This is a genomic window from Streptomyces xanthophaeus, assembly GCF_030440515.1.
In the GTDB taxonomy this organism is placed as follows: Bacteria; Actinomycetota; Actinomycetes; order Streptomycetales; family Streptomycetaceae; genus Streptomyces; species Streptomyces kutzneri.
This window is the reverse complement of sequence record NZ_CP076543.1, coordinates 7,726,913-7,742,400: the sequence shown is the minus strand read 5'-3', so window position 1 is coordinate 7,742,400 and position 15,488 is coordinate 7,726,913. Positions and strand designations below refer to the sequence as shown.

The following is a 15,488-nucleotide window of genomic DNA, read 5'->3' as shown; positions in this document are numbered from 1 at the left end:
GCATGACCGTCGCCCAGCAGCCCGCCCCGCCCGCCTCCGCACTCGTCGGGCTCTTCCCCGAGGGCTCTCACCTGGATGAACACGGCGAACTCGTGGTCGGCGGGTGCCGCGCGACCGACCTCGCCGAACGCTTCGGGACCCCGGCGGTCGTGGTCGACGAGAACGCGCTGCGACGGCGTGCCCGGCGGTACGTCGACGCGCTGGCGGAGCATTGGCCGAACAGCCAAGTGGTCTTCGCGTCGAAGTCGTTCCCCTGCACGGCGGTCGTCCGGACCCTGGTCGAGGAGGGGCTGGGCGTGGACGTGGCCGGAGGCGGTGAGCTCGTCACCGCCCTCGCCGCGGGCGTCGACCCCGCGCGGCTCGTCGTCCACGGGAACGCCAAGACGCGGGAGGAGCTGGCGATGGCGGTGGAGGCGGGCGCCGGCACGATCGTGGTGGACAACTTCGACGACATCGACCGCCTTGAGCGATTGGTGGGCCACCGGCGGCAGAGGGTGCTGCTCCGGGTGATCCCGGAGGTGTCCGCCGACACCCACGAGGCGATGATCACCGGGCAGCGGGGCTCGAAGTTCGGGCTCGGCGTCCCGGACGCGGTCCGGGCCGCGGCCCGGCTCCGGGCGAGCGACCGCCTGCTGCTGGAGGGCCTGCACGTGCACGTGGGCTCGCAGTTGCTCGACACCGAGCCGTTCCGCAAGGCCGTCGAGGCGCTGGCCGCCATCGGGGAACTCGGCGAGCACGCCGTGTACGACCTCGGCGGAGGACTCGGCGTCCGCTACACCTACGCCGACCGGCCGCCGACCGTCGAGGAGTACGTACGCACCCTCACCGACGCCGCGCGCCGGTGCCTTCCGGCGACGTCCCGCCTGATCATCGAGCCCGGCCGGTCGCTCGTGGCCGAGGCCGCCATGACCCTCTACCGCGTGGTCACGGTCAAGCCGGGGCCGCGCACGCTGGTGGCCGTGGACGGCGGCATGGCCGACAACCTGGAGCCGATGCTGTACGGCCAGCGGTTCGAGGCGGCCGTCGCCTCACGCCCCGGCGGCGGCGAACGGTGCGATCTGGTCGGCCGTCACTGCGAGTCGGGGGACACCCTGATCCGTGACGTCCGCCTGCGGGAACCGCGCGTCGACGATGTCATCGCGGTGCCGGTGACCGGCGCATACTGCTCCTCGCTGGCCAACAACTACAACGGCGCCAGGCGGCCGCCCGTCGTGTTCTGCCGCGACGGCGAGGCCCGTGAGGTGGTCCGCCGGGAGACGTACGACGACCTGCTGCGGCGCGATGTCGGCGTCGGCATGGGCGTCGGCATCGACGCCGGGTGAGTGCGTGGGCGGGGCCCGTGAGCCGCGCCGCGGGGTCAGGCCGCCGCCCAGCGGTCCGTGATCAGCGCGGCCTGCTCCCGCAGCGCCTCGATCAGTTCCTGGGCGGCGCCTGCGGAGGTGGACCGCAGTACGGCGACGCTGATCTCCCGGGCGAGGTCAGGTCTGGCCAAGGGGCGTACGGCCAGGTCGGGGCGGTGCGGCCCCAGGGCGAGCCGCGGCACGAGTGCCACGCCCGTCCCCGCGGCCACGAGGCCCTGGACCACCGCGTAGTCGTCGGTACGCATCACGTGCAGGGGCTCGTACCCCTCCTGGCCGCACGCCCAGGCCAGCACGCGGTCGCAGGGGTCGTGCGGGTCGGCGGCGCCCACCCACGCCGTGTCCCGCAGATCGCCGAGGGACACCTGGTCCCGCGCTGCGCAAGGGTGGTCCTCCGGCATGACCAGGAGCAGCGGATCGGACAGCAGCGGGTGGACTTCGAAGTCCTCGTCGAGGTCGAGGCTGTCGCCCGGCTGTGAGAAGACGAGGGCGGCGTCGAGCTCCTTGGCCCGCAACCCGCGCAGCAGCAGGGGAAGCTCGCCCTCGGTGAGCGAGATGTGGACCCCTTGCTGGTGAAGGCGCTTGACCGCCGGGGCCAGCAGCAGGGCGCCCGCCGTGGGGAACGTGCCGATGTGGAGGGTGCGCATACCGCGCTCGGCGAGGTTGCGCACCTCCAGCTCGGCGTGGCGCAGACGGTCGAGCACGGCTTCGGCGTGCGGCAGCAGGGCCTGGCCGAGCTCGGTCAGCGTGGCGCCGCGCGGTCCCCGCTGCACGAGCCGGGCGTTGAAGTGGGCTTCCAGGGCGGCCAGATGGTGGGAGATCGTGGGCTGGCTGTAGTGCAGCGCGCGACCGGCCGCGGCGAGCGAGCCCTCCTGCGCGATAGAGCGGAGCACCTGGAGCTGCCTCAGGTCGAGCATATAGACATCGTATGGAGGGGTGACGAAAAGTCCACCGTTCCTCAATGACCGGACGGCTGTCACGCTCCGGGGGTGAACATGAGAACGACCGGTCGCCGCACCCCCCCGCCCTCCCCCGCCCCCACCGCCCTCCCCGCCGGCGCCCCGGCCTCCCGTCCTGGCCCCGGCCAGCTGGGCGCCCCGTACGCCGAGGCGGTGCTGGGCCATGCGGGACGGGACTGGCTGAGGCTGAACGTCCCCGGCCATGCCGCCGCCCCCGGATCGGATCTCGCCGGCTTCTTCGGCTCGCGGATCACGGCCCTGGACTTCCCGCCGCTGCTCGACGGCATCGACCTCGGCCCGGACACCCCGCTGGACAGGGCGCTGGCGCTGGCGGCGGAGGCCTGGGGCGCGCGGCGCACGTGGTTCCTGACGAACGGCGCTTCGCAGGGCAATCAGATCGCCTCGATGGTCGCCCCCGCCCTGGGACGCGCCCTCGTCGTGCAGCGCAGTGTGCACTCCAGCGTGATCGACGGGCTGGTGCTGTCGGGCCTGGACGCCGTGTTCGTCCAGCCGTCCGTCGACCCGGAGCAGGGCATCGCCCATGGTGTGACCGCGGCGGACGTGGCGGCGGCGCTCGAAGGGACACCCGACGCGGCCGCCGTGTACATCGTGTCCCCGAGCTACTTCGGCGCGGTGGCCGACGTACGTGCCATCGCGGACACCGCCCATGCCGCGGGGGTACCGCTGATCGTCGACGAGGCGTGGGGGTCGCACTTCGGCTTCCACCCCGGCCTTCCCGCGAACGCCCTCTCCTCGGGCGCGGACCTGGCGATTTCGAGTACGCACAAGCTGGCGGGCAGCCTGACGCAGTCGGCGATGCTCCACCTGGCGGAGGGCCCCTTCGGGGACCTGCTCGAACCGCTCGTGGACCGGGCGTTCCGGCTCGTGCAGTCCACCAGCGCGAGTGCGCTGCTGACGGCGTCGCTCGATCTCGCCCGAAGGGGTCTGGTCACCGGCGCCGACACGACGGGCAGCTCGGTCGGGGCCGCGGACCGGGTGCGGGCCGCCGTCCGCGCGCTGGGCCGTTTCACGGTGGTGAGCGACGGGTTCCACGCCTTCGCCGACATCGTCGGAGCCGACCCGCTGCGCATCGCGATCGACACCCGGGCCGGCGGGATCACGGGCCACGAGGCCAGGCGACGGCTCTTCCGGGACCACCAGATCATGGTCGAAGTGGCGACCGGCGCGGCGATCGTCGCCGTGATCGGCGCGGGGTCCGTCCCCGACACCGACCGGTTCGTGGAAGCCCTGCACACCCTGCCCTCCCCGCTGAGCACCGACCCGACCGACGCCGACGCCCACGCCGACGCCTGCGGCATGCCGCGGCTGCCGGCTCCCGGTGCCGCGAAGCTCACCGCCCGCGAGGCGTTCCTGAGCCCGGCCCTGGTCGTGGCCGCGGAGGAGGCCGTCGGGCGGATCTCCGCCGACACCCTGGCGGCGTACCCGCCGGGCATCCCCAACGTCCTGCCGGGCGAAGTCATCACCGCCGAGGCCGTCCGGTTCCTCCAGCTGACCGCGGCCGCGCCGAACGGCCATGTCCGCGGCGCACTCGACCCGGGAGTGACGCGTCTGCGCGTCGTCGCCTGAGCCACCCGGTACGTCCCGTCGACTCGACAGGTGGGGTGCGGGCACGGGGGCCGTCGCCTCGGCGAACGTCAACGCCGGCTTCTGACGCAGACACCGCTGAAGGGCAGGGGGCTGTGAACCCCGGAGGAGGGGGTACGGACCACTGTCCGTAACGGACCACTGTCCGTACCCCCTCCTGTGCTCCGGGGTCGTGTCTAGCCCAGCAGTCGGCGCTTCTGCTCGGCGAATTCCGTCTCGGTCAGCACGCCCTGTTCCTTGAGGGTGCTGAGCTGCTTCAGCTGTTCGATCTTGGTGGTCATGTCGTCGGCCGGTGCCGCGGCGGGCGGAGGCGGGGGCGGGGGCGGGGGTGCCGCCGCCTGCTGCTGGGCTTCCTGCTGTGCCTGCTGCTGGGCGTCCTGCTGCGCCCATCGGCCGCCCTGGCGGCGGGACACACGGTTGGACACCGCGGTGGCGGTGCCCGCGATGACGGCGGTGCGGGCGACCCCGCGAAGGAGTCCGGGCATGATGCTCATCTCCAGGCTGTGTGGGCTTCACTCTCCGGCGGGCGGTTCCTCCAGGGCGTCCAGCGACGCCAGCAGGGCCTGCACGGGAATCCTTCCGGCGGCCACGAGCTGCGCTCCGCCGCGTCGCAGGGCACGGGCGAAAGGCGCCGCCCAGGTGTTCTCGTACACGATGACCCCGGCCGAGCTCCCGGGTTCCAGGGCGGCGGCCGCCTCCTGGATGTCGCCGCCGTCGAGCAGGCCGGACGAAGCGCCCTCGAACACGGTGAGGTCGACCTCGCCGCCCCCGAGGTCCTGGAGCTCCAGCGCGGTCACCGTGCCGTCCTCCTCCTTGCGGATGAAGGCGAAGTCGAAGATGCGGATGACGCCCCGGTCGACGAGGTCGACGAGGATCGGGAACCCCTCGCCGGTCATCCGGTTGCCCGGGAACTCGACCACGATGTAGTCGACCGGGCCGAGTTCGTCGATGTCGCCGAAATCGGCTCGCGGCTCGGTCTCGCTGCTCATGGCAGCTCCTGTCGCAGAGGGGGGAAGGTCTTTTCATTCCAGCACGCCGCCCGCGCCCCCGCATGTCTGGCCGGTCCCGCCGGCCGGTTCAGCCCGTCAGCTCGTAGATGCTCTGCCCGGTCAGCCACAGGCCGAGCAGCAGGCAGACGAACACGATGGCCTCGTCCTTGTGCCCCTCCATCCACGTGCGCATCCGCAGCAGCCGGTCCTGGGCGGCCTCCGGTGCGAAGACCATGTACAGCTCCGCGGCCAGCAGGCCTGAGCTGGCCAGCAGGCAGAAGCCGAGCAGGGCGATGAACGTGGTCGCGTGCGAGGTGTCGGCCTCGATCACGGTCGTGGCACCCGCCGCGACCATGCCCCACGGCTGGATCAGCACGGCCAGGCCCGCCGCGGCCCACACCGAGCCGACGTCCACGTGGGAGGGCTTCGGGGTGGTGTCCCGGGCGGCCTTCGCCTTCAGACGGCGGTAGCGGCGTACCCCGTAGACGACCAGTCCCACCCCGATGGCCAGCTTGAGTGCGAGCGCCGCCACGCCGGGCGGGGACCGGGGCGCCGGGGGCTGGCCGCCGGTCAGCGCCAGCACGATCGCGATCACCGCGACGAGGTTGGCCAGCCAGGCCAGGAGGAAGGCCAGCCCCTTCCACACGCCTCTGGGCGAGGACACCACGAGGATGAACGCCATCATGGGCAGCGGGTAGAGGGCGATGGCCAGCGCGATCAGCATGAGGTCGAGGACCATGGCGCCCCAATCGTGCGACGACATACGACACTACGCACCGGACCGGGCTCCGACACCTTTTGCCCATCGAGATGCCGCCCTGGTCCGTGTCCACCAACCTGGACGCAGACGAAGGAGGCCGCCATGACGACGACCCCGGATCCGCGGTCCGTGCCGCGCGGCGCTGCGGGCCGCTGATGTGGTCGGAGCGCAAGGCACGGTGGCGCACGCGCTCCCGGGAGCTGGTCGCGGCCGCCAAACGGGCGCAGGAGCGGGCCGAGACCCGGTTCCCCGTGATCACCCATGTCACGGAGCGCATGATCGGCGTGAACATCTTCGACTCCGCCACCCGGCTGGCCGCCCAGTGCTTCCTGACCGCCGTGCCCCTGCTCTTCGTCGTCGCCTCGTTCGCCCCTGAGGAGGTACGCGACCAGCTGGTCTCCTCCGTACGTACGATGTTCGGACTCACCGGTCAGGCGAGCGATCAGCTGGGCGACGTGTTCGACCACTCCGGCGAGGAGGACATCCGCAATGCCGTGGGAGCGGTCGGCGCCGTGATCGTGCTGCTGTCGGCGACCGCCGTGAGCCGTGCCATGCAGCGGCTGTGCAAGCGTGCCTGGCAGATCCCGCGGGGCGGGACGCGGATCGCGATCTGGCGCTGGTTCGCCTGGATCCTCGCCTGGATGGTCCTGCTGATCTTCCAGGGGCCGGTCCGTGACGGATTCGGACTCGGCCTGTGGCTCGGTATCCCCCTCACGCTCCTTCTCCAGACGCTGGCATGGTGGTGGAGCCAGCACCTGCTGCTGGGCGGGCTGATCGCGTGGCCCCCGCTGCTGCCCGGCGCGCTCCTCACCGCCGCCGCGGTGACCGCGCTGTCGCTGGGCGCGCGGGTCTACATGCCGATCGCCCTCAACCGGTCGCTCGCCACGTACGGGTCCACCGGCTCGGTGTTCGTCATCCTGTCGTGGCTGATCGTGCTGTGCGTGGCGGTCGCCATCGGCATCACCCTGGGCGCGGCCCTCGCGCAGGAGCCGTACCTGGCCGGGCGGCTGGGCAGCCCGGTGCCGGGCAGGATCCGGCAGGAGCGTGACTGAGGAACGGCGGCGGTGCCCGTGGGGCAGCGGTGTGGGGTGAGTGCCATGCTGGGGAGGCGGGGGTCCTGGTGGCCGGGAGGTCGACGACGATGACGATGCGCGACCGGGCCGCGACCGCGGCCACGACGGCGACGGACGGTGGTCCCCGGCTCTCCCCCGAGGAACGGGCCGTGAACGGCCGAACCGCCCGGGCCGCCTCTCCGAGATCCGCCCACGGTGACTTCGAGCCGTCGGCCGACCGGCTGGATCCGATGGATGTCATCGAGCGGCAGTCCGCCACCCGCCTGCAGGAACTGGTGCCGATCCGCTACGGCCGGATGGCGGAGTCGCCGTTCCGTTTCTACCGGGGCGCCGCCGCGATCATGGCGGGCGACCTGGCCGGCACGCCCGACTCGGGTATCCGGGTCCAGTTGTGCGGCGACGCGCACATGCTGAACTTCCGGCTGCTCGGCTCCCCGGAGCGGAACCTGCTGTTCGACATCAACGACTTCGACGAGACGCTGCCCGGGCCGTGGGAATGGGACGTCAAGCGGCTCGCGACCAGCCTGGTCATCGCCGGACGGGAGAACGGCTACTCCGAGCGCGAGCGCGCGTCGATCGTGACATCGGCGGTGGCCGGCTACCGCGAGCAGATGCGTACCTTCGCACAGATGACCAACCTCGACGTCTGGTACGCGAGGGTGGACGAGTCGCACCTCCAGGCGGTGGCGGAGGGCGCCCTCCACACCCGCGGCCGCAAGAACCTGTCCGAGGCGCTGAGCAAGGCCCGCGGACGCGACAGCCTGCAGGCGTTCGAGAAGCTCACCGAGGTGGTCGACGGCCGCCGCCGCTTCGCCGCCGTGCCGCAGCTGATCACACCGGCGTCCGAACTGCTGCCGGGTCAGGAGGGCGGTGCGATCGAGGACCAGATCCGGGACCTCGTCGGGCGGTACGGGGACAGTCTCCAGACGGACCGCAAACACCTGCTGGAGCAGTACTCCATCGTCGACATGGCCCGCAAGGTGGTGGGCGTCGGCAGTGTCGGCACGCGGTGCTGGATCGTACTGCTGCGGGGCCGCGACGACGAGGACCCGCTGATCCTGCAGGCCAAGGAGGCCGGTGAATCGGTGCTCGCCCCGTACGTGGGCGCCAGCGGGTACGCCACCGGGGGCGAGCGGGTCGTGGCCGGTCAGCGGCTGATGCAGGCCGCGAGCGACATCTTCCTCGGCTGGCAGCAGACGCACGGGCTCGACGGCGTCGAACGGGACTTCTACGTACGCCAGCTGCGCGACTGGAAGGGCATCGCGGAACCGGCCCGGATGGTGCCGCGCGGTATGCGGGTCTTCGCCGGCCTGTGCGGTGTCACCCTGGCACGGGCGCACGCCCGGTCCGGCGACCGGATCGCCATCGCGGCGTACCTGGGCGCCGGCGGCGTCTTCGACCAGGCGCTCGTGCGGTTCGCGGAGAGCTACGCCGACCTCAACGAACGCGACCACCAGCGTCTGGTGGACGCCATCGCGTCCGGCCGGGTGACCGCCGTCGCGGCCTGAGCCGGCCGGAGCGGGCCGGAGCCGGCCGGACCGGGCCGGACCGGGCCCGTGCTTCGGCGCTTCACCGCTTCGGCCAGTCGGCTGACACCGCTGACACGGCGGGCGAGGTGCCCGGCCGCCTCCCGCGGCCGTGGCACTCTGCGCGCATGACAGCGGCGAAGGCGGGACCGGCCGGGGCGGCCGGGAACACGGGGAACACGAAGCTCATCCTGCTGACACTCGCGGCCGGGCAGTTCCTGATGGCCCTGGACAGCTCGGTCATGAACGTCTCGATCGCCACGGTGGCGGAGGACATCGGCACCACGGTGAGCGGGATGCAGGGCGCGATCACGGCCTACACGCTGGTGATGGCGATGCTCATGATCAGCGGCGGCAAGGTCGGCGCGCTCATCGGCCGCAAACGCGCGTTCATGATCGGCTGCGTCATCTACGGGCTGGGGTCCCTCACGACCTCGCTCGCCCCGAACCTGACGGTCCTGCTGCTGGGCTGGTCGTTCCTGGAGGGCGTGGGAGCGGCGCTGATCCTGCCGGCGATCGTGGCGCTGGTCGCCTCCAACTTCGGCAAGGAGCAACGGCCCGCCGCCTACGGCCTGGTCGCGGCGGCGGCAGCCGTGGCGATCGCGGTCGGACCGCTCATCGGCGGCGCCGCGACCACCTTCTTCTCCTGGCGCTGGGTGTTCGCCGGGGAGGTCGTGATGGTCCTCGTCATCCTGCTGCTGGCCCGCCCGATCGCCGACGCGCCGCCGGACCACCGGCCGCGGATCGACGTACTCGGCGCGGTCCTGTCCGCCGCGGGCATCGGTCTGTTCGTGTTCGGCATCCTGCGGACCAGCGAATGGGGCTGGTTCCGGCCCAAGGCCGGGGGCCCGTCGTGGTTCGGCGTATCGCCCGTCGTCTGGCTGGTGATGGCCGGGCTGATGCTGGTGTGGCTGTTCTTCCGCTGGGAGGCACGCCTGGTGACGCGGGGTACCGAACCGCTCGTCGATCCGGAATTGCTGAAGAACCGGCAGCTCTCCGGCGGCCTGACGATGTTCCTCTTCCAGTACCTCGTGCAGATGGGCGTGTTCTTCGTCGTCCCGCTCTACCTGTCGGTGGCGCTCGGCCTGTCCGCCCTCCACACGGGCGCGCTGATCCTGCCGCTCTCCATCACGCTGCTCGCCGCCGCGATCGGGGTCCCCAGGTTCATCCCGAACGCCTCGCCCCGGCGCGTCGTGCGGTGGGGCATCCTGGCGATGTTCGCCGGTGCCGTCATCCTGATGGCCGCCCTCACCCCGGATTCCGGCGCGGAGGTCGTCACCGTGCCCATGCTGCTCATCGGGCTCGGGATCGGACTGCTCGCCTCCCAGCTCGGGGCCGTCACCGTGTCGGCCGTGCCGGACGAGCAGAGCGCCGAGGTCGGCGGCATCCAGAACACCGTCACCAACCTCGGCGCCTCGATCGGCACCGCACTCGCCGGGTCGATCATGATCGCCGTGCTGACGAGTTCGTTCCTGACCACCATCGACCAGAACCCGGCGATCCCGGCCGACGTCAAGACCCACACGCACACCGCCCTCGCCGGGAGTGCCCCGTTCCTGTCGGACGAGCAGCTCACCACGGCCCTCGAAGAGGCGGGCACGGACCCGGTGGTGGCCCAGGCGGCACTCGACGCGAACGAGAAGGCACGGATCGAAGGGCTGCGGGCCGCACTCGCCCTCCTCGCTCTGGCGGCGCTGCTCGCCCTCTTCTTCACCCAGCGCATCCCGGCGGCCCAGCCGTCCGCGGCGCGCGGCCCGGACGGCGCCCCGTCATGACGGGTGCGGACTCGGGGTCGTCCCCTCGGCGGGGGCGGACGTGTCCTCGGCGAGGAAGTCCGTGACCGCGAGCGCGAAGAGCAGGGCGAGGGCGAGGCCCACGACCACCCAGCCGGTGGGGTAGGACCACAGGATGTAGACGATGACGGCGATCGCGACCAGACCCCAGGTGAACCAGGCACGGTGGCGCCGGATGAACGGGCCCACCGGGCCGGTGCGCAGGCCCAGCCGGTCCGCCGTGGCGCGGGTGGCGACGATGCCGGAGTGCCAGATCTGGCGGGCGGCCGTGGCGTACTTGCCCGGGCCGGAGAGCCAGGCGGCAAGGGCGATCACGATGCCGAGGACCACGACCATACGGATCGTCGTGCGCAGCAGGCGGATCATCGCGTCGTAGACGGAGCCGGCCGCGGCCTGGTTGACGGTGTCCGGCAGCGCGTTGAGGTAGACCGTACGGAAGACGGTCAGCCCGAGGCCGAGGACCGCGACGGAGAACGCGACCGCGAGGGCCGCGGTGACGAGGATGCGGCGCCGGTGCGCGGAGAGCAGGACGCCCGCGGCGACGAGCAGTACGGCGATGACCGGCAGCCATACGCCGAGGATCTGGAGCAGCCGGAAGCCCGTCTTGACCCGGCCGATGTCGTTGGACTGCACGACGGTGAAGTCGGTGTGGATCTCGGGGATCTTGGCCGCGACGCCCATCCCGGCGTCCACCAGCCGTGTTTTCACCTGTTCGATCACCGGCGCGAGGTCGATGGTCACCGCGTCGTTCTTGATCTCCACCGCGCCGTCGCCGCTGCCGGTCAGGGCTTTGACGAGTGAGGTGTGGATGGTGCGGTTGGCGTTGGTCCAGATCGTCTCGAACTGGTCCGACGCGATGACGTCCTGCGCCTTCTCCTTGACGAAGCTGCTGACCGCGCCCTCCAGCGAGCCGCCGAGCTTGCCCAGGGCCTTCTGGAGCAGCGGCCGCTGGTCGGGGGCCACGTCCTCCAGGAGGGTGGCGAGGTCGAGGTGTTCCATCAGGGCGGCGGTGACGCGGTTCGCGGCGGCCGCCTGGACATCCGGGTCGGAGGCCAGCGGGGCGACGGTGGAGACGTAGCGGTCCGTGTTCCCGACGATGCTGGAGGTCCAGGACGCGACGATGCCCAGCGGGGCCAGCACGCAGCCGATGATGATCAGGATGGCGGACAGCAGCGACTTCATCCGGTGCTTCGGCGGGGTCCGTTGCGCGGCCTCCGCTTCCAGGGCGGCGACCCTGGCCCGCAGTGCCGCGAGTTCGCCCGCGCTTTCGTCACCCTGCATGGCTGACCTCCTACGGGGTCGGGAGCCGTGGATCCCGGAGGATCGATGGATGACGCTGAACCTGCGCCGGAGCAGGCGGCTCCCCTTGCCCCACAGCCTGCCCCGGCGCGCCGGGGACGGCATCCGCAGTTCGGCCGTACGAATGAACGCGGCGGTTCGCCGGGTTCACCGGGCGGGGGAGGGGCCGGGGCGGGGCGGGCGCGGTGTGCGCTGCCATTCGGCGGGGAGGACGTCCGTACGGAGCGGACGATCAAGGGAAGGGAGGAGTACCCACTCCTTTCCACTCTCAAGTTATAACGCACAGGGGGGCTTGCGGCAAGGCCCCACCCGTACCGCAGAATCGCTCCTCGAAGCCAGGACCTGCGGAAACGGGAGATCCCCATAGTGCGTGTGCTGTTGTCGGTTGACGGGTCGTTCGATGAGTTCGCGGGTGCCACCACCGCAGATCGGAGCTGCTGAGATGAACTCCCTGACCACCACCAGTGCGTTCGACCTTCCCGCCCGCCTCTCCCCCAAGGCCGACCCGGCGCTGATCGCCGGCGACGAGAAGCACTTCGCGGCCGTCGCGCAGAGCCTCGAACAGACGGTCGCCGAGCTGTCCGACCGCCTGGAGGCGCTGCGCAGGGCCCCCGGCGGCCTGGGCCGGGAGGCGATGGACCGGGATGCGGAGATCCACCGGCTGACGGGCCGTCTGCGCACGCTGCGGCGCTTCGGGTTGGACCTGTGCCTCGGGCGCATGGTCGGTGAGGACGACCCCGAGCCCGTGTACATCGGGCGGCTCGGCCTCACCGACGGCGCGGGGAACCGGCTGCTGATCGACTGGCGCTCGCCCGCGGCCGAGCCGTTCTTCGCCGCGACCCACGCCGGCCCGATGGGCCTGGCGAGCCGCCGCAGGTACCGCTGGACCCGCGGCCGGATCGGTGACTACTGGGACGAGGTGTTCACCCCCGACGGGTTCGAGGGGCACGCCGCGCTCGACGACCAGTCCGCCTTCATCGCCGGGCTGGGCAGCAGCCGGTCGCCGCGGATGCGTGACGTGCTCGCCACCATCCAGTCCGACCAGGACGCCATCATCCGCGCGGGTTCGCGCGGCGCCCTCGTCGTCGACGGCGGTCCGGGCACGGGCAAGACGGTGGTGGCCCTGCACCGCACGGCGCATCTCCTCTACGCCGACCCCCGCCTCGGTCACCGTCGGGGCGGTGTGCTGTTCGTCGGTCCGCACCAGCCCTACCTGGCCTATGTCGCCGATGTGCTGCCCAGCCTCGGTGAGGAGGGCGTGCAGACCTGCACCGTGCGGGACCTCGTCGCCGAGGGGGCCGCGGCCGCGGCCGAGGCCGACCCGCGGGTGGCGTTCCTGAAGTCCTCCGCGGACATGGTGAAGGCGGTCGAGAAGGCCGTCCGGATCTACGAGGAGCCACCCGCCGAGGGGATGACGGTCACGACCCCCTGGTCCGACGTCTGGCTGAGCCCGGACGACTGGGCCGAGGCGTTCGAGGCGGCCGCGGGTACCGCTCACAACGAGGCGCGCGAGGTGATCTGGGAGGAGCTGCTGACGATCCTGCTCGACAAGTTCGACGACGAGGACCTCTCGCCCGACCTGTTCCGCAGATCGCTGCGGTACGACGAGGAGCTGGTCGCTGCGCTCGACCGCGCGTGGCCCACGATCGATGCGGCCGATCTCGTCGGCGACCTGTGGTCGGTACCGTCCTACCTGCGGATGTGCGCCCCGTGGCTCGGCCGCGAGGACGTGGCGCGGTTGCAGCGCGCGGACGCCCAGGCCTGGACGGTGTCCGACCTGCCGCTCCTGGACGCGGCGCGGCAGCGGCTCGGCGACCCGGAGTCGGCGCGGCGGCTGCGGCGGCGGGGCGCCGCGGTGGCGGCCGAACGAGAGCGCATGGCCGCAGTCATCGACGACCTGCTCGCGGCCGACGACGACGGTGAGGGCGCGGTGACGATGCTGCGCGGCAAGGACCTGCAGGACAGCCTGATCGACGAGGGCGCGCTGCCCGGCGCGGACCCGGACCTGCTCGCCGGACCGTTCGCGCACATCGTCGTGGACGAGGCTCAGGAACTGACCGACGCGGAGTGGCAGATGCTGCTGCTGCGCTGCCCGTCGCGCAGCTTCACCATCGTCGGGGACCGCGCCCAGGCCCGGCAGGGGTTCACGGAGTCGTGGCGGGAGCGGCTGGAGCGGATCGGGTTCGACCGGATCGACGTGGCCTCCCTGAGCATCAACTACCGGACGCCCGAGGAGGTCATGGCGTTGGCGGAGCCGGCCATCCGGGAAGCGCTCCCGGACGCCAACGTGCCGGCCTCCGTCCGCAGCAGCGGCGTCCCCGTCGTGCACGGATCCGTCGCGGAGCTGGACTCGGTCCTCGACGCCTGGCTGGACGCGCACGCCGACGGGGTCGCCTGTGTCATCGGCGCCGACGGCATCGGGGCCGGCGCCTTCCGGGAGACCTCCCGGGTCCGGTCGCTGACCCCCGGGCTGTCGAAGGGGCTGGAGTTCGACCTCGTGGTCCTCGTCGACCCGCAGACCTTCGGTACGGGGATCGAAGGAGCGGTCGACCGCTATGTCGCGATGACCCGTGCGACGCAGCAGCTCGTCGTCCTCACGAGTTCCTGACCCGCTCGTGGCGCCGGCCGGCCGGCCCACGATCAGGCCGGGCCCGGCCTGATCCGCGGCGCCGGCGGACCGCCGGGGCCACCAGGACGACGAGGACCGCGGCGCCGTACGCGGTCGCGCTCAGCGCCGGCGGGTGGCCGAGGACCGGTGCGAGGAGGTAGACGGCCGCGCCCGCGAGGGCGATGCCGAGCCATTCCCAGCGGCCGTCCAGAGCCACGAGGGCGATCAGGAGCAGGGCGTACCAGGAGTAGCCGGGAGTCAGGAGCGCGAACGCCCACCCGGTGACCAGGAGGGCGCCGCTCCACGGGCGCCGGGGGTCGCCGCGCCACATCACGTACAGGGACACGCCGGCCATGGCGGCGAGGAGCACCGGCAGCGCCCAGCTGTCGGGCAGGACGAGGCGGAGCAGGGCGTAGCGGGAGCCGGCGGAGGGGTCGTCGTAGCCCTCCTCGTCCACGTAGCCGCCGAGGTAGCCGAGGACGGAGCCGTGCGAGAGGAGGACGTAGGGCAGGTAGGCGAGCAGGGTGAAGGCAGCGGCGGGGGCCAGGACGGCGGCCGCGTCGCGGACCCGGCGCACCCCCGACAGCGCGCCGGGCAGGACGACGGCGGGCATGAGTTTGGTGGCGACGGCGGCGCCGAGGACGAGGCCTCCCGCTGCCCGGCGGCGAAGGCCGCGCTCCGCGACGAGACCGAGGCCGGTCACGGCGAGCAGCACGCCCAGTACGTCCACGTGCGCGTTGTTCACGGCTTCGATCGGTACGGCGGGACACCAGGCCCAGTACGCGGCGCGGCGCAGGTCCTGGCCCCGGCGGCGCAGGATCAGCAGCAGCGCGCCCGTCACGCCGAGGGAGAGGAGGCCGGCTCCGGTCTGGAGCGGCTTGTGCCGGGCTCCGTGCGGGGAGAGCCGGTCGACCGCCAGGAAGTACGCCTCGGCGACGGGCGGGTAGATGGTGTGCACGGCGGGCCGGTTGATGCGGGTGCAGTGCGGGACGGGGCCGCCGCCGGGAATCGGGGCGCGGTCCGGGCCCGCGCAGGCGGCGCCCGTGGGGAAGAGCCAGGGGTCGCGCAGCCGGGCCGGTCCCGGGTCCTGCGGGGCATGGTCGTACGGGGAGATGCCGGCCGACTGGACCCGCCCGTCCCAGGCGTAGCGGTAGGAGTCGGTGCTGGTCCGGGGCGGCGCCACCAGCCCGGTCGCGGCGACGGCGAGGGCCCCGGCGAGGAGCAGGGGCCGGGCGCGGGCGGCCGGAACCCGGCGCAGGGCGAGCAGGGCGAGGGCGAACAGCGCCCAGCAGGCCGCGTACCGGAGGAACAGACCCGCGGCGTCGGTGAAGTAGCCGTCGTGGCGGATGGTGAGGACGAGGACGGCGGTCAGGGCGGCGAGGGCCGCGAGGGCGGCCAGGAGGGGAGGGACGGTCGGGACGGTGCGCGGTTTCACCCCCGCAGCGTTCCAGCAACGGGTCCGCAAGTGTCGTCCGGCGCCCCGCACGTCCGCATTCCGTAAGGTGTTCAACCCGCCCA

12 protein-coding genes are annotated in these 15,488 nt (G+C 72.5%); 6 read left to right on the top strand and 6 right to left on the bottom strand.

The genetic code is table 11. The annotated features are described in order from the left end of the window. Positions 1-2: 2 nt before the first annotated feature. On the top strand, positions 3-1,322 hold the full coding sequence (gene lysA / locus KO717_RS34855; RefSeq protein ID WP_301373599.1) for a diaminopimelate decarboxylase: 1,320 nt from the start codon (positions 3-5) through the stop codon (positions 1,320-1,322). Between the two features lie 35 nt (positions 1,323-1,357). Here the strand turns inward: lysA and KO717_RS34850 are convergent, their stop codons facing one another. Beyond that, positions 1,358-2,275, bottom strand: coding sequence for a LysR family transcriptional regulator (locus tag KO717_RS34850; protein ID WP_301373598.1), 918 nt, complete (start codon positions 2,273-2,275; stop codon positions 1,358-1,360). A 78-nt stretch (positions 2,276-2,353) separates the two neighbouring features. Here KO717_RS34850 and KO717_RS34845 point away from each other — a divergent pair, with 78 nt between their 5' ends. Further along, positions 2,354-3,904: an aminotransferase class I/II-fold pyridoxal phosphate-dependent enzyme gene (locus tag KO717_RS34845; protein ID WP_301374938.1), complete on the top strand. Its 1,551-nt coding sequence runs from the start codon at positions 2,354-2,356 to the stop codon at positions 3,902-3,904. A 194-nt stretch (positions 3,905-4,098) separates the two neighbouring features. Here the strand turns inward: KO717_RS34845 and KO717_RS34840 are convergent, their stop codons facing one another. From KO717_RS34840 to KO717_RS34830, 3 genes are all read right to left on the bottom strand, one after another. Then, a complete protein-coding gene (locus KO717_RS34840) occupies positions 4,099-4,407 on the bottom strand; it encodes an SHOCT domain-containing protein (protein WP_301373596.1) in 309 nt (102 codons plus the stop codon). Between the two features lie 27 nt (positions 4,408-4,434). Beyond that, on the bottom strand, positions 4,435-4,911 hold the full coding sequence (locus KO717_RS34835; RefSeq protein WP_301373595.1) for a DUF6325 family protein: 477 nt from the start codon (positions 4,909-4,911) through the stop codon (positions 4,435-4,437). A gap of 88 nt (positions 4,912-4,999) precedes the next feature. Next, positions 5,000-5,650 carry a GAP family protein gene (locus KO717_RS34830; RefSeq protein WP_301374937.1) on the bottom strand — a complete coding sequence of 217 codons (651 nt, stop codon included), beginning with the start codon at positions 5,648-5,650 and terminating at the stop codon, positions 5,000-5,002. Positions 5,651-5,736: 86 nt separating this feature from the next. On the opposite strand from KO717_RS34830, the gene KO717_RS34825 reads away from it, so the two are divergent. The 3 genes from KO717_RS34825 (at position 5,737) to KO717_RS34815 (ending at position 10,045) form a co-directional block, all read left to right on the top strand. Continuing rightward, the gene (locus KO717_RS34825) at positions 5,737-6,723 is read left to right on the top strand and encodes a YhjD/YihY/BrkB family envelope integrity protein (protein WP_301373594.1); all 987 of its coding nucleotides are present in this window, start codon (positions 5,737-5,739) and stop codon (positions 6,721-6,723) included. Positions 6,724-6,818: 95 nt separating this feature from the next. Next, positions 6,819-8,252, top strand: coding sequence for a DUF2252 domain-containing protein (locus KO717_RS34820; protein WP_301374935.1), 1,434 nt, complete (start codon positions 6,819-6,821; stop codon positions 8,250-8,252). A gap of 146 nt (positions 8,253-8,398) precedes the next feature. Beyond that, positions 8,399-10,045, top strand: coding sequence for an MFS transporter (locus KO717_RS34815; protein WP_301373593.1), 1,647 nt, complete (start codon positions 8,399-8,401; stop codon positions 10,043-10,045). Here KO717_RS34815 and KO717_RS34810 read toward each other — a convergent pair. Beyond that, the gene (locus KO717_RS34810; protein WP_301373592.1) at positions 10,040-11,344 is read right to left on the bottom strand and encodes a hypothetical protein; all 1,305 of its coding nucleotides are present in this window, start codon (positions 11,342-11,344) and stop codon (positions 10,040-10,042) included. The two genes, KO717_RS34815 and KO717_RS34810, sit on opposite strands and share 6 nt — an antisense overlap. A 460-nt stretch (positions 11,345-11,804) precedes the next feature. Here KO717_RS34810 and helR point away from each other — a divergent pair, with 460 nt between their 5' ends. Beyond that, positions 11,805-13,970 carry an RNA polymerase recycling motor ATPase HelR gene (gene helR / locus KO717_RS34805; RefSeq protein ID WP_301373590.1) on the top strand — a complete coding sequence of 722 codons (2,166 nt, stop codon included), beginning with the start codon at positions 11,805-11,807 and terminating at the stop codon, positions 13,968-13,970. On the opposite strand, the gene KO717_RS34800 is transcribed toward helR, so the two are convergent. Beyond that, positions 13,957-15,405, bottom strand: coding sequence for a glycosyltransferase 87 family protein (locus KO717_RS34800; RefSeq protein ID WP_301373589.1), 1,449 nt, complete (start codon positions 15,403-15,405; stop codon positions 13,957-13,959). The genes helR and KO717_RS34800 overlap by 14 nt on opposite strands. Positions 15,406-15,488: the final 83 nt, after the last annotated feature.